This is a genomic window from Mucilaginibacter sp. P1_D10 (assembly GCF_056406215.1).
Map to the genome: position 1 here is coordinate 12781 of NZ_JBFUAP010000010.1, position 20189 is coordinate 32969.

21 protein-coding genes are annotated in these 20189 nt (G+C 46.3%); 15 read left to right on the forward strand and 6 right to left on the reverse strand.

Going from position 1 to position 20189, the window contains the following annotated elements:
* The 8 genes from AC1DYT_RS16510 to AC1DYT_RS16545 all read left to right on the forward strand — a co-directional run bounded on the left by AC1DYT_RS16510 (position 1) and on the right by AC1DYT_RS16545 (position 7116).
* Positions 1 to 1308, forward strand: a complete 1308-nt coding sequence (locus AC1DYT_RS16510) for a carbohydrate porin (RefSeq protein ID WP_477470671.1) — start codon at positions 1 to 3, stop codon at positions 1306 to 1308.
* A gap of 106 nt (positions 1309 to 1414) precedes the next feature.
* Positions 1415 to 1948, forward strand: coding sequence for a YceI family protein (locus tag AC1DYT_RS16515; protein ID WP_477470672.1), 534 nt, complete (start codon positions 1415 to 1417; stop codon positions 1946 to 1948).
* A gap of 84 nt (positions 1949 to 2032) precedes the next feature.
* A complete protein-coding gene (locus AC1DYT_RS16520) occupies positions 2033 to 3097 on the forward strand; it encodes a sensor histidine kinase (RefSeq protein ID WP_477470673.1) in 1065 nt (354 codons plus the stop codon).
* 48 nt (positions 3098 to 3145) lie between these two features.
* The gene (locus tag AC1DYT_RS16525; protein WP_477470674.1) at positions 3146 to 3796 is read left to right on the forward strand and encodes a DUF47 domain-containing protein; all 651 of its coding nucleotides are present in this window, start codon (positions 3146 to 3148) and stop codon (positions 3794 to 3796) included.
* Between the two features lie 14 nt (positions 3797 to 3810).
* A complete protein-coding gene (locus tag AC1DYT_RS16530; RefSeq protein WP_477461469.1) occupies positions 3811 to 4842 on the forward strand; it encodes an inorganic phosphate transporter in 1032 nt (343 codons plus the stop codon).
* A gap of 41 nt (positions 4843 to 4883) precedes the next feature.
* Positions 4884 to 5606 (forward strand): DUF4197 domain-containing protein, encoded by a 723-nt coding sequence (locus AC1DYT_RS16535; protein ID WP_477470675.1) that lies wholly within the window; start codon positions 4884 to 4886, stop codon positions 5604 to 5606.
* 504 nt (positions 5607 to 6110) lie between these two features.
* Positions 6111 to 6563, forward strand: a complete 453-nt coding sequence (locus AC1DYT_RS16540) for a 3-oxoacyl-ACP synthase (RefSeq protein WP_477470676.1) — start codon at positions 6111 to 6113, stop codon at positions 6561 to 6563.
* Positions 6564 to 6708: 145 nt separating this feature from the next.
* On the forward strand, positions 6709 to 7116 hold the full coding sequence (locus AC1DYT_RS16545) for an RNA recognition motif domain-containing protein (protein WP_477461472.1): 408 nt from the start codon (positions 6709 to 6711) through the stop codon (positions 7114 to 7116).
* A 149-nt stretch (positions 7117 to 7265) separates the two neighbouring features.
* On the opposite strand, the gene AC1DYT_RS16550 is transcribed toward AC1DYT_RS16545, so the two are convergent.
* Positions 7266 to 7520 (reverse strand): hypothetical protein, encoded by a 255-nt coding sequence (locus tag AC1DYT_RS16550; protein ID WP_477470851.1) that lies wholly within the window; start codon positions 7518 to 7520, stop codon positions 7266 to 7268.
* Between AC1DYT_RS16550 and AC1DYT_RS16555 the strand changes: the two genes are divergently transcribed.
* The 3 genes from AC1DYT_RS16555 (at position 7449) to AC1DYT_RS16565 (ending at position 10404) form a co-directional block, all read left to right on the forward strand.
* Positions 7449 to 7715, forward strand: a complete 267-nt coding sequence (locus AC1DYT_RS16555) for a lipocalin family protein (RefSeq protein ID WP_477470849.1) — start codon at positions 7449 to 7451, stop codon at positions 7713 to 7715. The genes AC1DYT_RS16550 and AC1DYT_RS16555 overlap by 72 nt on opposite strands.
* Before the next feature lie 54 nt (positions 7716 to 7769).
* A complete protein-coding gene (frr, locus tag AC1DYT_RS16560; RefSeq protein WP_477470677.1) occupies positions 7770 to 8333 on the forward strand; it encodes a ribosome recycling factor in 564 nt (187 codons plus the stop codon).
* Between the two features lie 310 nt (positions 8334 to 8643).
* Entirely contained in the window at positions 8644 to 10404 is a 1761-nt protein-coding gene (locus AC1DYT_RS16565) for an ABC transporter ATP-binding protein (protein WP_477470678.1), read from the forward strand.
* 83 nt (positions 10405 to 10487) lie between these two features.
* Here the strand turns inward: AC1DYT_RS16565 and AC1DYT_RS16570 are convergent, their stop codons facing one another.
* Entirely contained in the window at positions 10488 to 10979 is a 492-nt protein-coding gene (locus tag AC1DYT_RS16570) for a hypothetical protein (RefSeq protein ID WP_477470679.1), read from the reverse strand.
* Entirely contained in the window at positions 10980 to 12152 is a 1173-nt protein-coding gene (locus AC1DYT_RS16575; protein WP_477470680.1) for a THUMP domain-containing class I SAM-dependent RNA methyltransferase, read from the reverse strand.
* A gap of 83 nt (positions 12153 to 12235) precedes the next feature.
* Here AC1DYT_RS16575 and AC1DYT_RS16580 point away from each other — a divergent pair, with 83 nt between their 5' ends.
* Complete coding sequence (locus AC1DYT_RS16580; RefSeq protein ID WP_133236248.1) at positions 12236 to 12601, forward strand: DUF3127 domain-containing protein; 366 nt, start codon at positions 12236 to 12238, stop codon at positions 12599 to 12601.
* A 134-nt stretch (positions 12602 to 12735) separates the two neighbouring features.
* Here the strand turns inward: AC1DYT_RS16580 and AC1DYT_RS16585 are convergent, their stop codons facing one another.
* Positions 12736 to 13869, reverse strand: a complete 1134-nt coding sequence (locus tag AC1DYT_RS16585) for an acyltransferase family protein (RefSeq protein ID WP_477470681.1) — start codon at positions 13867 to 13869, stop codon at positions 12736 to 12738.
* Positions 13870 to 14286: 417 nt separating this feature from the next.
* Complete coding sequence (locus tag AC1DYT_RS16590) at positions 14287 to 15237, reverse strand: T9SS type A sorting domain-containing protein (RefSeq protein ID WP_477470682.1); 951 nt, start codon at positions 15235 to 15237, stop codon at positions 14287 to 14289.
* Positions 15238 to 15373: 136 nt separating this feature from the next.
* Between AC1DYT_RS16590 and AC1DYT_RS16595 the strand changes: the two genes are divergently transcribed.
* Entirely contained in the window at positions 15374 to 17194 is a 1821-nt protein-coding gene (locus tag AC1DYT_RS16595) for a sensor histidine kinase (protein WP_477470683.1), read from the forward strand.
* Positions 17195 to 17307: 113 nt separating this feature from the next.
* Positions 17308 to 18003 (forward strand): response regulator transcription factor, encoded by a 696-nt coding sequence (locus AC1DYT_RS16600; protein ID WP_477461479.1) that lies wholly within the window; start codon positions 17308 to 17310, stop codon positions 18001 to 18003.
* On the opposite strand, the gene AC1DYT_RS16605 is transcribed toward AC1DYT_RS16600, so the two are convergent.
* Positions 18000 to 18362: a bleomycin resistance protein gene (locus AC1DYT_RS16605; protein WP_477470684.1), complete on the reverse strand. Its 363-nt coding sequence runs from the start codon at positions 18360 to 18362 to the stop codon at positions 18000 to 18002. The two genes, AC1DYT_RS16600 and AC1DYT_RS16605, sit on opposite strands and share 4 nt — an antisense overlap.
* Positions 18363 to 18491: 129 nt before the next feature.
* Here AC1DYT_RS16605 and AC1DYT_RS16610 point away from each other — a divergent pair, with 129 nt between their 5' ends.
* Positions 18492 to 20078, forward strand: coding sequence for a M28 family metallopeptidase (locus AC1DYT_RS16610; RefSeq protein ID WP_477470685.1), 1587 nt, complete (start codon positions 18492 to 18494; stop codon positions 20076 to 20078).
* Positions 20079 to 20189 lie beyond the last annotated feature (111 nt).

A 20189-nucleotide genomic window follows, 5' to 3' on the forward strand; every position in this document is an offset into this window, starting at 1 on the left:
ATGAATAAGCCCCTACTTTTTATCGCCCTGTTATTTATTTGTACAACCGGGCTGGCGCAGGATACCCTAAAGCAGCAACGGTTTAACCTGCATTTTCAGCAAACTATCATTACGCAGTTTAAGCCTGCATTCAGCGCGCCGTACACGGGCGACAACAGCTTGTTGACAAGCAAAGAAACCCAAACATCCTTAACCACCACATTATTCGGTGGTGCCCGTTTGTGGAAAGGCGCGTCGGCTTATTTCAACCCCGAGATGTCGGGTGGCGCGGGCTTAAGCAAAACGCTCGGCATAGCCGGTTTCCCTAATGGCGAAACCTTTAGGGTAGGCGGTGCCGAACCCAAGATATATATCGCCCGGCTGTACTTCTCGCAAAATTTTGAATGGGGCAATGATAAAGATACCCTTGCCGATGACGTGAACCAATTGGCCGGCTTACGCAGCAAGCGTTACCTTAATTTTACTGTGGGTAAATTCGGCATGGCCGATTTTTTCGATGGCAACGAGTTTAGCCACGATGCGCGTTCGCAGTTCATGAACTGGTCGCTGATGGATAACGCCGCCTGGGATTATCCCGCCAATACCCGCGGATATGTAATGGGTGCCATGGCCGAGTTAGGCCAACCCACCTGGGCCCTGCGCTTTGCTTTTACTATGACTACCACATCCGCCAACGGCGCCATTTGGGACGAACGCATCTCCCGTGCAAATACGCAAACTTTAGAATACGAGAAACGCTATCAGCTAAACGGACAAAAGGGTACCATTAGGGTGTTAGGTTTCCGCAACAACGGCAAAATGGGCAATTACCGGCTGGCACTTGCGCAGCAACCCCTTGCCCCAGTGGTAGATACCAACCTGGTTTATGGCAAGCATAAGATGGGTTTTGGCATAAGTGCCGACCAGTACCTGAGCAAGAATTTTGGTGTATTTGCCAAACTGAGCTACAACGATGGTAAAACCGAAACATGGGCGTTTACAGAAATAGACCGCTCGATAAGCCTTGGCGCCGTATTAAAGGGTGGCAGCTGGAACCGCAAAGACGACGAGCTTGGCCTGGCCCTGGTGGGCAACGGCATCTCCAAACCCCACCGCGATTATCTGGCCGCAGGTGGTTACGGCTTTATCATCGGTGATGGTAAACTCAATTATGCTTCTGAGTTGGTAGCCGAGGTTTATTACAAACTTAACGCTTACCAGAGCAAACTATGGCTTACGCCCGATTACCAGTTTATTGCCAACCCGGCATACAATAGTGATAGAGGACCGGTACACGTATTCTCGTTAAGGGCGCACGTAGAGTTTTAACAGATAAAATCAACAGCATCAAATATTATGCTTGTTGCAACGTTTATTTTGCGGCATTAAACTAATGGCCGTAAAACAAGTCTGTACTGATAGAAAGAACCCAGAGATGAGAAAAGCATTTTTAGCAATAACCCTTTTAATAACCGGCATTACCGCGTTTGCGCAAGTAAAAAACAACGTTACCAAATCCTCCATCACCTTTAAAATAAAAAACCTGGGTATTTATACCGGCGGCAAACTGGGCACAATGCAAGCCAGCGTAGCCTTCGACCCGGCAAAATTGGCCGACAGTAAAATAGAGGCCATTGCCGATGCAACTACCCTCAATACCGAAAACGAGATGCGCGATAACCACATCAAAAACGAGGATTTTTTCGATGTGGCCAAATACCCTAAGATAACCATGTCTTCGCTTTCTTTCAGCCGCAAAAACGCAAGCAATTATGTGGGCAGGTTCAATCTCACCATAAAAGATAAAACCAAGCAGGTAGATGTGCCCTTTAGCTACCTGCCAACCGCAGCCGGTGCCAATTTAAAAGGCAGCTTCAAGATAAACCGCAGCGATTTTGGCATAGGTGGCAGCACCCTTACCCTGGCAGATGAGGCCATAATTACCATTGAGGTAGAAACCGCCAAATAGCCGGGCTTAATACTTAACAATAATTTAATTGCAGCCGGTGCCGGCGCGGGCAAATCATTCATATACAAAGCGTAACTTTGTTGTATGAATTTGCGCGTACTGGTCCTAATTAACTCGGCGGCGGTGGCCATTAGCCTTTCGGCGGTAAACTATTACTTCCAGCATAAATGGTACGATATGATGATAACCTTTTTGGTTACGCTGATAAGCAGCTACATCGTATTCTACTACCTTATAGAGAAATACATCTACTCTAAAATAAAACTCATCTATAAACTTATCCATAACCTTAAGCTCGGCCGCGACTTGCGCGATGCCCTGGGCGAGCACGTAAGTGCTAACCCGATAAAAGATGTAGAGGAAGAAGTGAAAGAATGGGCCCGCCTTAAAAAAATAGAAGTGGACGACCTGAAGAAACAGGAACGTTTCCGCCGCGACTTCCTCTCAAATATATCGCACGAATTCAAAACCCCATTGTTTGCCATACAAGGCTATATTGAAGCCCTGCAGGATGATGACTTCGAGGACAAGGAAATGGCCACCAAGTTTTTGGAGAAAGCCTCAAAAAATGTAGACCGGTTGAGCTACCTCATAAAAGATCTGGACGAAATATCGAAGTTGGAATCGGGTGAGATACCTATAAATTATACTAAATTCAAGATAAACGACCTGATTAAGGAAGTTTTTGAATCGCTGGAGCTGAAAGCGAGGCAGCACCTTATCAAACTTACCTTTAAACAAAAATACGACGACGGTATCTACGTAAATGCCGACCGCGAGAAGATAAGACAGGTATTGGTAAACCTGATAGACAACTCCTTTAAGTACGGCAAAGAGGGCGGCGAAACCGCAGTAAGCATCTTTACCCTGCACGAGCAGGTGTTGGTAGAAGTTACCGATGACGGCATGGGGATAGAAGAAAAGTTCCTGCCGCGCCTGTTCGAGCGATTTTTCCGTACAGATACCAGCCGTTCGCGGCAGATAGGTGGTTCGGGCCTTGGCCTGGCTATCGTGAAGCACATTATAGAGGCGCACCAGCAAACTATCAACGTGCGCAGCACCGAGGGCCTGGGGTCTACATTTGGTTTTACGCTGCAAAAAACCAAGCAAATACTGCCTTTCCCCAATATACCCGTGTTAAAAAGTTAACATTAACTTAACATTGCAACCGTACCTTTACACCAAATACATAAAATAATGTCACTCAACAGTATCTTCCAGTACTTCGTCCCAAAAGATAAAAAAGTTTTCTTCCCGTTATTTGAGCAGGCCGCAAGCAATGTAGTAGCCATGGCAACTATTTTGGTAGAAGCAGTGAACAGCACCAACACTGGCACGCAGGAAGAACTGTTCAGGCAGATAGATAAACTGGAGAACAAAGGCGACGAGCTTACTCACCAGATATACCTGGAGCTTGGTAAAAACTTTATCACCCCGTTTGATAGGGAAGATATACACGCGCTGGCCACTGCAATAGACGATGTTGCCGATTATATACATGGTGCCGCCAACCGCATGGCCCTTTACAAAATCGACGACTTTAACGAACATATACGCAAGCTGTCTGATTTGATACTGCAGGCCTCCGGCGATCTGGAGAAAGCTGTACGCGAGCTAAAAGATCTGCGCAACGTACGCGCCATAGCCGACTCTTGCATACGCATAAACAGCGTAGAGAACCAGGCTGATTACGTTTTCGACCGTGCTGTTGCCGATTTGTTCCTATACGAAACAGACGCTATACGCCTGATAAAATATAAAGAGATACTGGCCGCTTTAGAAACCGCTACCGATATGTGCGAGGATGCGGCAAACGTAATGGAATCCATTTTAGTTAAAAACGCCTAACAAAAACCCATTAAATGGTTACCACCTTATTAGTTGTCGTAGTTTGCCTTGCGATTATCTTCGATTTCATCAACGGCTTTCACGATGCAGCCAACTCCATAGCCACCATCGTTTCTACAAAGGTGCTTACGCCTTTCCAGGCGGTGCTTTGGGCTGCTTTCTTTAATTTCCTGGCGTATATAGCGGTAAGGTATTGGGGTTTCCACGGCGGCAACTTCGAAGTAGCCAACACCGTTGCCAAAACAGTGCTTACCAAATACATAACCATGCAGGTGGTTTTTTCGGGCCTTTGCGCAGCCATCACCTGGAACCTCATCACCTGGTGGTTTGGTATCCCCTCAAGCTCTTCGCATACGCTTATAGGCGGCTTTGCCGGTGCCGGCATGACGAACGCAATGTTTATGGGGGCTAACGCATTTTTGGCAGTAAACACCAAAGTAGTTTTAACCACTGTAGCTTATATATTCCTGGCGCCTTTCATCGGTCTAATTATTGCCTACATCATTACTATTTTCATACTCAATATTTGCCGCAACGCAAAACCTTCAAAAGCCGAGAACTGGTTTAAAACCGGTCAGCTAATTTCATCTGCTGCGCTAAGTTTTGCCCACGGTGGTAACGACGCACAAAAGGTAATGGGTATTATTTACGTGGCGCTGCTATCGTCGCAGGTAATTAGCCATGGCGCGCCCATGCCAAACTGGATACCTATTTGCTGCTATAGTGCCATAGCGCTGGGCACCATGAGCGGCGGTTGGAAGATCGTTAAAACCATGGGTACCAAAATTACCAAAGTTACCCCGCTGGAGGGCGTTGCTGCAGAAAGTGCCGGCGCGGTTACCCTGTTCATTACCGAAAGCTTCGGCATACCGGTTTCTACAACGCACACCATCACAGGCTCTATCATTGGCGTGGGCCTTACCAAAAGGGTATCGGCAGTACGCTGGGGCGTTACCATAAACCTGGTATGGGCCTGGATCATTACTATCCCTATCTCCGCTTTATTGGCCGGGCTGGTATTTGCTTTGGTGAGAGCAATATCGTAATATTGTTTTATTGGCAGCACTTTTGCATGCAAGTAAGTACTATGAAAAAAATCCTGTTGTTTACCCCGTTCCTTTTTATACTATTCTCTGGCTGCGATACGCTTAGCCAGGTAGCACAAAGCACCGTGCAGCAATTAGGCAACCCAAGCACCCTGGAGATTGCCAACGGGCTTAAGCAGGCCTTGGAGATAGGTACAGGCAAAAGCTCGGATCAGTTATCGGTTACCGATGGCTTTTTTGCCAATACTGCTATCAAAATATTCTTCCCGCCCGAGGCTTTAAAGGCCGAGAAAACCCTGCGTAGCATAGGCCTGGGCAAACTGGCAGATAACGTAATACTATCGCTTAACCGTGCCGCCGAGGATGCGGCCAAAGAAGCTAAGCCCATTTTTGTGAACGCCATAAAGCAAATGACCATTCAGGATGTTACCAACATACTGCTGGGGAACCAGGATGCTGCCACCCAATACTTTAAACGCACCACCACGCAGCAGCTGGCAGCAAGCTTTAGGCCGGTAATACAAAATAGCCTGAATAAGGTTGGCGCAACCAAATACTATGGCGATGCCGCTACGGCCTATAATAAAGTACCCTTCGTAAGTAAAATAAACCCCGATATTACCGATTACGTTACCCAGCGGGCTATAGATGGTTTATTTGTGGAGATTGCTAAGGAAGAAATCAACATCCGCCAAAACCTATCGGCACGTACCACGCCATTGCTTCAGAAAGTGTTTGGTTTTTACGACAAGAATAAAAAGTAAGCAGCTTGGGCCGCTTGCGCCCACTCCCTTGTACTCGATATTTTCAGTTGCTCGCCGCTTTAAATGAGGCTTGCGCGCTGCTGCCTACTTAAATGGTACAACGGCTAAAAGCCCAATAAGCAATAATAATATCGAGAGCAGTAACAGGGTAAAAGTGTAGCCTTTAAAGATATGTTGTTTTGCGTGCGGCATCATTAAATTGGTTTCGAAAACTATTACGCAGCCATGGAGGCGAACGCGACAAAGTCAATAATATATTTTTAAGCAGATTGTTTTACTTGCCGATAAAATTGCCCTGTTTTATCATTTCCAGGTAAAATGGGGCGTGGTTTGCACAACATTTTGGGCAAGTATTCCGTTTAATAAATCGTAGGTGCCCCGCACCTACATTGTGATAAGGTTTAGGTTGAAAGTCCCGGGCAGCGAGTGCTCCGGGGCTTTTATTTTTTAGGGGCTTTGTATATGCGATACATTTACCATCTTCGTTTTTTTGAGGATAATTAAATGAGCGATATTAAAGAGCAGCTGTATGCACTGTGTATAACCTACGTACGCACACGAATGCACGCCGCAGAGCAGGCCATAGCCGAAGCGCAGCAAAGCGCCAATAACGACACCAAGAGCAGCGCAGGCGACAAATACGAAACCGGGCGCGAGATGGCTCAGCAAGAAACGAACCGTAACCTTAGCCAGCTAAACGAGGCAAACAAGCTAATGGTGGCCCTGCAACAAATAAGTGCGGCCGGCAAAGCGGCAACAGCAGAAGCGGGGAGTTTGGTAACTACCAATAATGGAGCGTTTTACATTGCCATAAGCGCAGGCAGTTTGCAGTTGGATGGCATGAGTTATTTTGCCGTGTCGCCCGCATCGCCTATTGGGCTGCAGTTGAAAGGTAAAAGTGCCGGCGATAAATTTGCCCTGAACGGGAAAAATTACGTGATTGAGGCCGTTTCCTGAAAAAAACGCATCAAAATGTGCCTATTTTTAAAATAAAGGGGGCAGATTGATAAATTATTGTACAAGTGATTAATATCTATTCTATATTTGGTGTAAACAAATACAATGACAGGACAAAAACTGCTCATACTAAACTAATTTTTTGATGAACATATTCGTAGGAAGCCTTCCGTACTCATTAGAGGAAGCAGATTTAAAAGAGCTTTTTGAAGCTTATGGTGAAGTAACCACCGTTAAAATTATTATTGACAGAGAATCCGGCCGTAGCAAAGGATTCGGGTTTGTTGAAATGTCTGACGATGAGGCTGCTCAAAAAGCAATATCTGGCCTTAATGGGTCTCAGGTTGCCGGCCGCAATATTGCGGTTAGCCAGGCTGAGGACAAAAAACCGGGCGATCGCAGAAGCGGTGGCGGCGGTGGTGGTTACGGCGGCGGCGGTGGTAACCGTGGCGGCGGTGGCGGTGGCTACTCAAGAGACAGCAGAGGTGGCAGCGGCGGTGGCGGCGGCTACTCAAAAGATAGCAGAGGCGGCGGCGGCGGTAGCCGTTGGTAACTCTTTAAGGCTTTGGCAAAGCACCGTTTCAACCGGTGCTTTGCTATTGTTTTTCAATTGCACGCTTTCATATACTTTGGTGGCGTGATTTTTTGTGTGCTTACTTTTAGGTTTGGCGGTTCTGCGCCGGCCCAGAACGGCATCCTCCCTTATTCCTGTTGCGAGTAAGCTTTTTGCCTGTAAAAAACCGTGAATACGCGCGCTTCGTTCGTCGTGGTATAAGAACGATTTGCACCGCCACGCTTTTTATTCTCACTGCGTTCAACGGTGTACCCAACAAGCCTGTTGAACCTGTAGACCTTAAGCGGTTTGCCTGTAGGAAAGCTCAGTTTTTGTGGCCCTTTAAGGTTGATTGCCGGATAATTGCCCTTTCCTATGATTACGCTTACATGGTTGTGGGCCATCCCGACAATAAGTTCCTCTTCATTATGAGCCGCAAGTCCGGCATCGACAAAAAACCTATGATGCGCCGGTTGCTAAGTGTAAAGACATGGGCTAGCCGGTGGAAAAACTGGTGTCGCAAAAACATAACGGCGGTTAAATTGCCGTGTGCAGGAACGCTTGCGCAATTTACCGCTACAAAATGCGTTGTTGGGTGAAAGCTGATTAGGGGCTTTGATAGTTTTTATTATTTTTGTCGAAAATATAAACCGATGAGCGAACTCATTAAAAAACAAGTAGCTGATGCAAAAGCTTTGATGGAAAAAGCAATTGCGCACACAGATAGCGAATTATTGAAAATCCGCGCAGGCAAAGCTAACCCAAGCATGTTGGATGATATCCACGTTGATTACTACGGAACGCCCACACCGCTTAGCCAGGTAGGCAGCGTAAACACGCCGGATGCCCGTACCATAATTGTGCAGCCATGGGAGAAAAACCTGCTGCCGCTGATAGAGAAAGCCATTAAAGAAGCCAACCTGGGCGTTAACCCACAGAATGACGGCATCATCATCCGCATAAACGTACCACCGCTTACTGAAGAACGCCGCCGCGAATTGGTTAAAAAAGCAAAGGGCGAAGCCGAAACCGGCAAAGTAGCCGTGCGCAACATACGCAAGGACGCCAACGAGAAGATAAAGAAACTGAAAACCGAAGGCGTATCTGAAGACGAGATAAAAGTTGGCGAAGCCGAAGTGCAGAAACTTACCGATGCCTACATCATAAAAGTAGATCAGCTTTCAGAAGCTAAAGAAAAAGATATCATGACGGTTTAAAAATTATTTAAACTGTTTTAAGGGAAAGGGGATGGCCGATGGGGTTATTCCCTTTTTTAATTTTATTGGATAGCTATTTTAACCACAAAGGACGCAAAGAAAGAAACACAAAGCACACAAAGCCAACATCGTTTATTATTAGGAATTTATCAGTTCTCGTCCAGCCTTTTTCTTTGTGCCCTTTGTGAATATACAACCTGCAAATCTCTGTGCCCTTTGTGGTTAAACAAAACCCTTACTTTAACCGCATTGTCAAATTAAAGGGGATGAGCTTCTTAGCCATTCGCTTTTTTTAGTTTTGTAGCACAACATGAAAATATTAATCTCTTACTTATCAAAACACCGCTGGACGGTTGTGCTCGCACTAGTCCTTGCAGGTTTAAATATTGGCTTTTCGCTACTTGATCCCATGATTACCGGTACTATTATGGACAAGTACATCATACCTAAAGATAACATAGCCCGTAGCTTTGAGTACCGGCTTTATGGCTCGCTGAGCCTTGTTGGGCTGGCTATTGGCGCTGCTATGGTATCGAGGATCGCAAAAAACTTTCAGGACTACTTTACCAATATCATTGTTCAGAAAACCGGGGCGGAGATGTATGCCGATGGGTTAAGACACTCCCTGGAACTACCCTACCAGGTATTTGAAGACCAGCGCAGCGGCGAAACGTTAGGCATTTTGCAGAAAGTGCGTACCGATAGTGAAAAGTTTATTACCTCTTTCATTAGCGTACTGTTTGTGAGTTTAGTGGGGATGATCTTCGTTATCGTCTATTCGCTAAAAGTAAATTATCAGGTAACACTGGTTTATTTTTGCGCCATACCTATCATCACTTTTGTGAGCATGACACTGAGTAAGCGAATTAAATCTATCCAGAGGAAGATAGTTGCGGAAACTACTGCGCTTGCCGGTTCAACCACAGAGTCGCTCAGGAATATCGAACTGGTGAAAAGTTTAGGCTTAGCCAAACAGGAGATAGAAAGGCTTAATAAAACCACCTATAAAATCCTGGATCTGGAATTACGTAAGGTGAAATTTGTGCGGAGCATGAGTTTTATACAGGGTACCGTAGTAAACCTGGTGCGTAGCGCTATGGTGTTAGTGTTATTGGTGCTGATATTTAAAAACGAACTTACGCCCGGCGAGTATTTAAAATTTCTTTTTTACTCGTTCTTCCTGTTTAATCCTTTACAGGAGTTAGGTAACGTTATTCAATCGTGGCGCGAATCGCAGATATCGCTGGGCAATTTCGAAAACATCCTGAACACGCCAATTGATAAGAAACCAGAAAAACCTATACTCTTAGAAAAAGTTGACACCCTCACTTTTAGTAATGTTACTTTTAAGCATTTAACCGCCAATCGCAATGCTTTAAACAATATCAGTTTTGAAACAAGCAGTGGGCAAACCATTGCCTTCGTTGGGCCATCAGGATCGGGCAAAACTACTTTAGTGAAACTCCTGGTGGGTTTATACCAGCCATTGGAAGGCGATATCCTTTACAACAGTATCCTGAGTAAGGACATTGACCTGGACCAGCTGCGCGAGAAGATAGGCTTCGTAACGCAGGATACGCAATTGTTCTCGGGTACCATTCGCGAGAACCTATTGTTCGTGCGCCCGGGTGCTACCGATGAGGAATGTATGAACGTATTACAGCGCGCTGCTTGCCAAACTCTGCTTGCCCGTGCAGATAAAGGGTTGGATACGGTTATTGGCGAAGGCGGCGTAAAGGTGTCCGGCGGCGAAAAGCAACGCCTTTCTATAGCGCGCGCCTTATTGCGCAAGCCGGATATTTTGGTGTTCGACGAAGCTACCTCCTCGCTGGATTCTATTACCGAAGAAGAGATCACCGATACCATCCGCGATGTATCAGTGCTTAACGACCATATCACCATCCTGATAGCGCATCGCCTATCTACCATTATGCATGCCGACAGAATATTCGTGCTGGAGAAAGGCTACATCATCGAAGCTGGCAAACACCACGATCTGATAGATCAAAAAGGTTTGTACTACGCCATGTGGAGGCAGCAAATAGGCGAGAAGTTTACGGTAGAAGCGTAAGCTACTGTAAACCGGCCGTAAACAATAAACGCCATGCTTGTATAACAGGCATGGCGTTTATTGTTGAACAGGGTTTGTTGTCCCTACAAATTGTACTTCACTACCACCGTTGGCAGTAAAGTTGCCGCATTAAGTGGTATCTGATCGTGTGCTACGATAGGCTTGCGCTGCGTATAAAACTCGTAAGCTGCTCGTTGCACTTCGGCCTGGCCCGAGGATGGGTTGTTGTAACCGATAGAGAACGGGATAATAAAATCATGGAATTTCTCTTTGTTAGGAATAATCCACTTCTTGTTAGATTTTTTAAGCGCATCTATCAAAGGCAGGGTAAGCAGGTAATCATCGGCATAATAGATAACTATTTTCTGGATATTGCCGTTGATATCCGCCGTGAACTTGAACACCGCCATGCCGGTTGCTTTTTTATCGATGATCTCGCTGCTCACGTGCAGGCTATCTTTAAAAAAACGGTTCATGATTTGGCCGCCCCCCTGAAAAGGGAACGCCAGGTCTTCCTGCGCCTTGCAATAAAAGGCCGACGATACTAACAGGGCAATAATTAATAGCTTCTTCATTTAATCTGTTTTAGGTTCGCGTTTGCTGCCTTCGTACAGCTCGTATTCAAATAAGCGGCAATCAAGTTTGCCGTTGTAAAACTCAATTTTGCGGGCTGCGCGCAGGCCAATTTTCTTAGCCAGGTCGGGGTTGCCGGTAAAAACGTAGCCTCGGTAGCCTCCGCATTGTTTTTTAAGGTAATCGCCAATGCGGGCGTAAGTTATTTCCAACTTGGTATGCACACCAAGGCGTTCGCCATACTCGGGGTTAAACATCACTATACCCGGCTCGGCAGGTACCTCGGTATCCGCAAAGTCACAAACGTTAAACTCGATCAAATGTTCTACGCCGGCGGTATTTGCGTTTTTGCGGGCAATATCCACCGCATCATCGGAGATATCGGTAGCTATAATTTTAAAGCCTAAGGCTTTCTTCGCTTTATCCTTCAGTTTACGGCGCTCCACAAAAAACACCTGCTCGTCGTAACCCATAATGTGCATAAATCCATAATTCATGCGGAAGAGTCCCGGATGCTTATCCGTAGCCAGTAATGCGGCCTCGATGGCCAACGTGCCGGATCCACACATGGGGTTGATGAATGTGCTCTTCATATCCCATTTGGTAGCCATTATGGTTGACGTGGCCAGGGCTTCCAGCATTGGTGCTTTGCCCGGGATTTTACGGTAACTGTGCTTGGCCAGTGTTTCGCCCGATGTATCAATGTAGATATCGGCCTTATCTTCCTGCCAGTACAGGCTTACAACGGTTTTATTGGCATCGGCACCGCTATTTGGGCGGATGCCTTTTTGGGCCTTTATACGGTCTACAATGGCATCCTTCACTTTCACGTTGGCGAAGAGCGGGGTAAGGATATGCTCGTTATTTACGTTGGATGTAACCGAAAAATAGCCTGAAAAATCAATCAGCTTTTCCCACTCTATCTGTACCAGCTCTTCGTAAAGCTGGGTAGGGTTTTCGGCGGTGAAGCTTTTTAAAAGGTATAGTACCTGGCTTGCGCAGCGCAGGTTAAGGTTAAGGGCAATGGTATCGGTTACGGTACCAAGCAACTCAACGCCTGTTTGGAAAACACGGGTGGGCGTAAAGCCCAGTGCTTCAACCTCCTGTTGCAGGTAAGGCGAAAGCCTTTTGTTGCAGGTGATTATGATTTTACTCTCGGTGTGGAAAACTTGCATGATATATTTGGCGAATTTATGAATAAATAACCCCGCTTTTAATTTCTTACTGCTAACTTTACATTTTAAATATTTTCGGAACTATGGAAATTAAAGGCAAAGTATATGAAGTATCTCCAACCACACAGGTTACGGAGTCGTTAAAAAAGAGGGAATTGATACTTGAATACATCGAGAACCCACAATACCCCGAGTATTTGAAGTTCGAGGCTATACAAGATCGTACTGCTTTAATGGATAACGTTAAAGTTGGCGATGATGTAGAAGTGTTCTTTAACCTTAAAGGCCGTAAATGGACCGACAAAATGGGCAAGGTGGTTTATTTCAACACCCTGCAATTATGGAAGATAAACGCATTAGGCGCAGCTGGTACTGCCGCTGCGGCACCACAGTACGCGGCTCCTGCCGATATTAGCTCGAGCGCTGATGACGACGATTTGCCGTTTTAAGGGAGTAGTGAATGGTGAGCGGTAAGTAGTTGTTAGCTGCTCAATCGTTAAGAATATAAAAAAGAGGCTGTATCATAATTTATGATACAGCCTCTTTTTTGTTTGAATTATTCAGATGCGGCGCAGCTGCACAGCTAGGAAGCCATTGGCGTAGGCACCTCCGGCGTAGGTTGGGATTGAGTATGGCGTTTTAATCTTATCCGCGATCTTAAATTTAAGATAGGCTGCTCCAGATATTTGTACGATATGCCAGCAACCGTTATCGAAATTAAAAGCCGGAGCACCGTAATAATTACGAAACTTGTTCGGTTGTGCAATACATGGTATTGTTCGAGATATACGAATATAGGGAAATGGTAAAGGTAAATGCCGTATGACCGCTTGCCTAACCAGTTAAGGATGGAGTTGGTAAACATGCGATGCTCCTGATACTTTATAGCAGCATATACAACAAAAATGCACAGTGCGTTTGTAATAATGAAGCCCCCGTTATACCAAACCGGATTGTTAGAAGCAACCAACACCACTACTAACAATAGCATCGCGATAGCGAGAGGTGTCATCCAACTCATCCTTTTCCTGGTAAAAAAAGCGCCTGCCTTAACAGCGGCTTTGCCATTTAAAAGGAAGGAAAGCATAGCGCCCAGTAAAGTGCAATCGAGCCTGCAAAAAGTGAAGCGGTAAGGATCTATCGAAAAATTACCCCAGGTTAATGCTGAACGGTAGTTAAATATAACAATCCTGAATACCGATAGCGCGATTACCATTATCAGTATAGCGCGGATAATTTTTTGTTGCGGAAGCTTTAACAGCATCAGGATTACTGCCGGCCAGATAAAATAAAACTGCTCCTCTACCGATAAGGACCAAATATGGCTGAGGTTCCCAACAGCAGTATCTTTAACGAAATTTATGGAGTAGAATATCGCGCTGATATTAGATAATCCCTGATTGGCAGATACCGGCAATTTAGATAGCGGCCATAAAACATTTGCTATAAGCAACAGTACCAACATGGGTGGTAACAGCCTCATGGTTCGTTTTATATAGAAATTTTTCAGCGATATTGTATTATTACCGGCATACTCTGACAACAATAGTGATGTGATGAGGTAACCGCTCAACGCGAAAAATAAATCAACGCCTATCCAGCCTCCTCTAAAAAGGGGGCCACACGCGTGGCAAAGTATTACTGCCATCATCGCAAGCGCCCGCAGCGAGTCGAAACTTTTTATCCTGTCGATTTTTATGCTTGAGGCTGGATCCATATACTGTTTTCGGCAAGATAACTATATCGGTGCAACCAATTATAGCAATTATTGTTTAAGGAAAATAAGTTATTTTATATTTTCATTTTGTTTTAAAATGAAAGAGTTTTTTCAAATCGTCATATGGGGCACCGTAACGCTGGATGCGCCTCGATAATATTTTTTTAAATCGGGGTTGATGAACCCCACGAGAGGCAAGGCGGGGCAGGCCTATAAATATATTATCAAACATCCCTGGAAAATAAAAAGAGGCTGTATCATAAATTATGATCAGCCTCATTTTTGTTTTAATTATCGGGATACCCTGGTAGGGGATATTTCAAGGTAGATAATCCTCAGCGTGGACTTATTTATGACATGGGCTTCGCCGTATTTACGCCTTTTTTTGATTGCCCACTGCCCACTGCAAACTGCCAACTACTCCTTCACTATCCTCTTCACGGCCACGTTTGCGCCTTGCTTTACAATAAGGAAGTAGATGCCATTGCGCGGCAGGCTTATTTTTTTGCTGAAAGTGCCGCCGGTGGCTTTATCGCTCCAAAGGGCTTTGCCTTCGCTGTCGCTCAGTTTTACATCAGCAATGGTTTTGGCCTCCAGGTTAAAGCTGAGGGAAGTTTTCCCTGTGGAGAACTCGGGCGAGAGGTTCAGGTCGTTGATAGCCAACGCCGCTTTATCAACCCCTGCAATCCGCTTCAGCGCTTCTTTACCGGCATCATTCACACGGAAGCTTACCTCGGTACTGATGCCATCATTATCGGTGCTGGAGTAATTGAAAATTTGGCTGTTCTTCCGGTCGAACGCCCTCATGCGGCCACGCCCCGGTCCATCAAATGCGAAAGGCCTGCGCGGCATCGGCGGCATATCGTTAAAGCTGAAAGCATCCCCATCATCTAACCGGAAATCGGGGCCTTCATCGTCGAATTTAAAGGCAAACGTACTATCGCCGGGCACCTTCTTCAGGCGGAAGGCGAATTTCTTGCGGATAGTATCGCCGTTGCCATTAACAAATGGCCTGTTCATATCGGCCATGTTGCCGTCTATGCGCCGCTCTATAATTACATCCTCGTTGTTGTTGCGGCCGCGCATGCCCGGCCCTCTGCGTATAACGATATCGCTGTTGCCGTCTTTATCGGTATGCCTAAAGGTGAGGTTGCCCATCTTGTCCAGCTCGCCCAAAGCATCTTTGCGCTCCTCGGGCGATAGTTTCTTGATGTCTTTGCCGTTTACCGTCGTATCGCCGTTGGTTATTTTTATTTCGATGCTTTTTGGTGCGTTTTGGGCCAGCACCAATGGGGGTAACCCAAAAATGGCTACCAGGCTAAGCGCCAGGATTGCTTCCAGCCGGGGGTGTATGATAAGCTTTTTCATTTTTTGCGGATTTAAGTTTATTGCGCCAAAGGTATAAAACGGTTATTAATCAATATGTTAAATGCCTTAGCCGCATTTGTTAAAAATTGTTAAATGAGGTTGTTATCAGCGTAATTAAGATAATTTTGCTGTAGCGATGAAGAAAAGGAGTATCAGTTTGATTATCGGTTTAATGGGTTTTGCGCTGTTGGGCGTGGTGGGCATGCAATATTATTTCTTGCGCCAATCGTACCAAATGCAGTCGGATCTGTTTAACCGCACTGTAGACGATGCTTTGAACAGCGTGGTAAACAAGGTTGCTAAGCAGGATGCCATCACCTTTTTAACGGCAAAAACCAAAATACGCTCTTTCAACCTGAAGGGGAGCGTTAACGATAAGCTTACCGAGATAAGCATCAACGGCAATACCTCGGGAATGGACGACTCGGTCAGCCTAAAAAAAAGCCGTAGCAAACGCATGCGCAAACTGGCCATGCTTCGCGATAGTTTGAAGCGCATGATCATGCACAAAAAGACAGACGACGAGATCGCCAACCTTACCCAGCAAGGAACCGTTAACCTTCGCATCCGTATAGAAGAGTTTACAGATGAGTTTGGCAATGTGCAAGGCCGCTTTATCCCCGAGATAGAAAAAACGCCGCCCCGCCCCCTTAAAGCAAAGGTATATAAATACGATACGCTACGCGGTACATATAACGACCCGCAGTTTGGCCGCCAGGTGGTAACCGCCGTTAGCCTTAACCCACTTTGGGTAGCACAGCAAAAACGCCAACAAAAGGACAAAGAATTCAAACAGGTAAAAAAGATGCTGGAGGCCGACTCCCTGGCCAACCTGCCGCGCTACCAAACCAAATCGAACATTATAACCAACCTGGCCGAAGAATATCAAAAATCTAACGAACCGTTGGCCAAGCGCCTCAACGGTTTCTGGATAGATTCGCTGCTGCGTTTCGAGCTGCAAAACCGCGGCATAGTGTTGGATTATAGCTACGAGGTGGCCACCGCCAACAGCGATTCGCTCATCTTCTCGAGCGCGATGGATACGGAGGGCAAAAAGCCCGAGTTCATAGAAGCCAACACCTACCAGAAGGCCATCTTTAGCAACCAGGTGCTTGGAGACCCCGGGAAGATAAAGATATCTTTCCCCAAGAGGAACTCCTTTATATTGGGCAATATGACGGCTACCATGGGTACCACAGGCGGCTTGCTCTTTGTGTTGATATTTTGCTTTGGCTACACTATCTTCTCTATCCTTAGGCAAAAGAAGATATCAGAGATGAAGATAGATTTCATCAACAACATGACCCACGAATTCAAAACCCCTGTATCAACCATTATGATAGCCAGCGAGGCTTTGAAAGATGAAGAGATTGCTGAAGATAAAACCCGCGTGGCCCGCCTTGCCAATGTTATTTACGAAGAGAACGTGCGCCTGGGCAGCCATATAGAGCGCGTACTCAACATTGCCCGCATAGAAAAGAACGACTTTAAACTGGATAAAAAACCGGTAGACGTAAACGAAACGATAAGCCTGGTGTTGGATAGTATGGCCCTTAAGCTGCAAAAATACAACGCCACAACCAGCCTTAACTTAACAGATGAGGCACCCGTAATTATTGGCGATGAGCTGCATTTTAGCAACGTGATATACAACCTGATAGATAATGCCATAAAATACAGCAACGATGCACCTGATATCACCATCACCACAATAAAAAAGAATGGCTACGTTTCTATTAAGGTGGCGGATAAAGGCATAGGCATGAACCGTGACCAGCAGAGCAAAATTTTCGAACAGTTTTACCGCATACCTACCGGCAACCTGCACGATGTAAAAGGTTTTGGGCTGGGCCTTAGCTATGTAAATACCATCATAAAAAGGCTGGATGGTACCATCGGCGTAAAAAGCGAAAAAGATAGGGGCTCGGAGTTTGAATTGAAGTTCCCCATCGCGTAGGTGGGATTCGGAAAGTTCGCAGTCCGCAAGTTCGAAAGAAAAAGCAGCGAAGCATAAGTAAAACCTAAAATCTTGCCGACTTCCGGACTTATCGGACTTTCGGACCAAAAATTATGAAAAAAATATTACTGGTTGAGGATGACCCAAACCTGGGCCTGCTATTGCAGGATTACCTGCAGCTGAAAGGCAAGTTTGATGTGGTTTTATGTAAAGACGGCGAAGAGGGCCTGCGTGCTTTTACCAAACAAGCGTACGATTTGCTGATACTTGACGTAATGATGCCTAAAAAGGACGGCTTTACCCTTGGCAAGGAAATAAGGAAAATAAACGCTAATGTGCCTATCATCTTCGCTACAGCTAAGGCCATGATAGAGGATAAAACCCAGGCTTTTAACCTGGGCGGCGACGATTATATCACGAAGCCGTTTCGTATAGAGGAACTGTTGCTGCGCATAAATGCCCTGCTTAGACGCACCGACAAGGCCGAAAAGAAAGTGGCCGACGAAAACCCTTCTCAATTTAAACTGGGCAGCTATAGCTTCGATTATTCAATGCAAATGATTGCCCGGGGCGATGCGCAGCAAAAGCTATCTACCAAAGAAGCTGAACTATTGCGCCTGCTCTGCCTACGCAAAAACGAGGTGCTTACCCGCGAGGAGGCCCTGCTGAATATCTGGCACGATGATAATTACTTCAATGGCCGCAGCATGGATGTGTTTTTAAGCAAGATACGCAAGTACCTGCGCGAGGACCCTTCCGTCGAGATCATTAACGTGCATGGCAGGGGTTATAAGCTGTTGATTAATTAATCTTCGTCATCTCCCTGTATATCCTCCCCAAAATGGATTATGTTGCCGGCATTATCCAATATCCTGAACTGCCGCATGCCCCATGGCATATCTGTAAGCGCGCCGTTGGGGTGTACCACGCCTTTCGGTTCTAATTCTTCGTATAGCTTATCTACTTCGGTTACGTTTACGTAGCAGCCGGTGGCTTTAGGTATTTCCGGGTCGGTACAAGGCCATAGATGGATAAATATGCCGTCGCGGCTAAATATGAGGTAGCCGTCCCAGGCAGAGTGGAAGGTGAAACCCAGTTTTTCGGTGTAGAATTTTATGGTTTCTCCCTCGTTGAGGGAAGCTAATATGGGGACAGCGTTGGTGAGCATGGTTAAAAATCGGCGTTACCCAAATATACCTCAATTAATTATTTCAGTGTAACAACTTTGTTAAATCGGCAATAAACATATACCGCTTTATTTAAATAAGTTTGCTCATTGCTTAATTAACTGATTACGATGAAATTAAAACTACTTTACGCCTGTATCGCATTTACAGGCTTAACGGCCAGTGCATTAGCACAAGATGCCGTTGATGCGGCAGCCACTGCCAAAATTCGCGAAGAGGGGCTTAACCACTCTAAAGTGATGGATATTGCCTTTAACCTTACCGACGTTTCAGGCCCGCGTTTGGCTGGTTCGCCGGGCTTAAAGCGCGCGCAGGACTGGGCCGTTGCCCAACTGAAAGAATGGGGCATGGCCAACGCAAAATTGGAACCATGGGGCAAATTTGGTAAAGGCTGGGAAGTGCAGAAAAACTACGCTGCCATCACCGTGCCTTATTACCACGCCATTATTGCCGTTCCCAAAGCGTGGACACCCGGCACCAACGGCCCTATAAAAGGCGAAGTGGTACTGGTAAAGGCTGATAGCGTGGCCGAGCTTGATAAATACAAAGGCACCCTCGCAGGCAAAATAGTAATATTTGATACAAAGCCACTCACCGAGCGTACCTTTAAATCAGATGCTGCCCGCTATACCGATGACGAATTGGATAAGATGGCACAGGCAACTATGGCGCCACGCGGCCAGCGCAACAACGCGTTCGACCCTAATTCGCCTGCCATGGTGGCCAGGCGCAAGGCTATAGCCATGCGCTCAGCGATCACAGCCTTTTTACTGAACGAAAAAGCCGGCCTGATATTGAGCCAGGCCCGCGGTACCGACGGTACATTATTTACCACCAACGGTGCCTCTTACGCTGATACCGCTAAAGCGGTGGCTCCTGAACTGGAAACCAGCAGCGAAGATTTCCAGCGCATATTGCGCCTGGTAAAAGCCGGCAAAAAAGTAGTACTTGAAGCGGATATCAAAACCGAATTCTTCACCAACGATATGCAGGGTTACAACGTGGTGGCCGAAATACCGGGTACCGATAAAAAGCTGAAAGAGCAGGTGATTATGATTGGCGGCCACTTAGACTCGTGGCATGCAGCTACCGGCGCTACTGATAACGCTGCGGGCAGTGCCGTAATGCTGGAGGCTATGCGCATCCTCAAAGCCATCGGCTTTAAACCAAAACGCACCATTCGTATTGCTTTATGGAGCAGCGAGGAGCAGGGCCTTTTCGGCTCGCGCGGGTACGTGCTTAACCACTTTGGCGACGCTAAGACTATGGAGTTGAAACCCGAAGCCGCCAAGCTTGACGCTTATTACAACCTGGATAACGGTACCGGGAAAATCCGTGGTATTTATTTACAGGGCGATTCGGCCGCTGGTCCTTTGTTTAAAACCTGGCTGGAGCCTTTTAAAGACCTTGGCGCGACAACCGTTACCATCAGCAACACCGGCGGTACCGATCACCAGAGCTTTGATGCAGTAGGCATCCCCGGCTTCCAGTTTATACAGGATGCTATAGACTATGGCTCGCGCACGCACCATAGTAATCAGGATACTTACGATCGACTGATAGAAGACGACCTGAAACAGGCAGCAACCATCGTTGCATCGTTTGTGTACAATACCAGCGAGCGTAAGGATATGGTACCACGCAAGCCATTGCCAACACCGCCTGCACCACCCGCAGGGGCGCCGGCAAGGAATTAATCAGTGCATCAGATTTGACAACTCTCTAAGAGTTGTCAAATCTTGACGACACAAAAAAGCGATTGGCACCTGCCAATCGCTTTTTTTATATCCGTAAATCTGCTGGTAGCT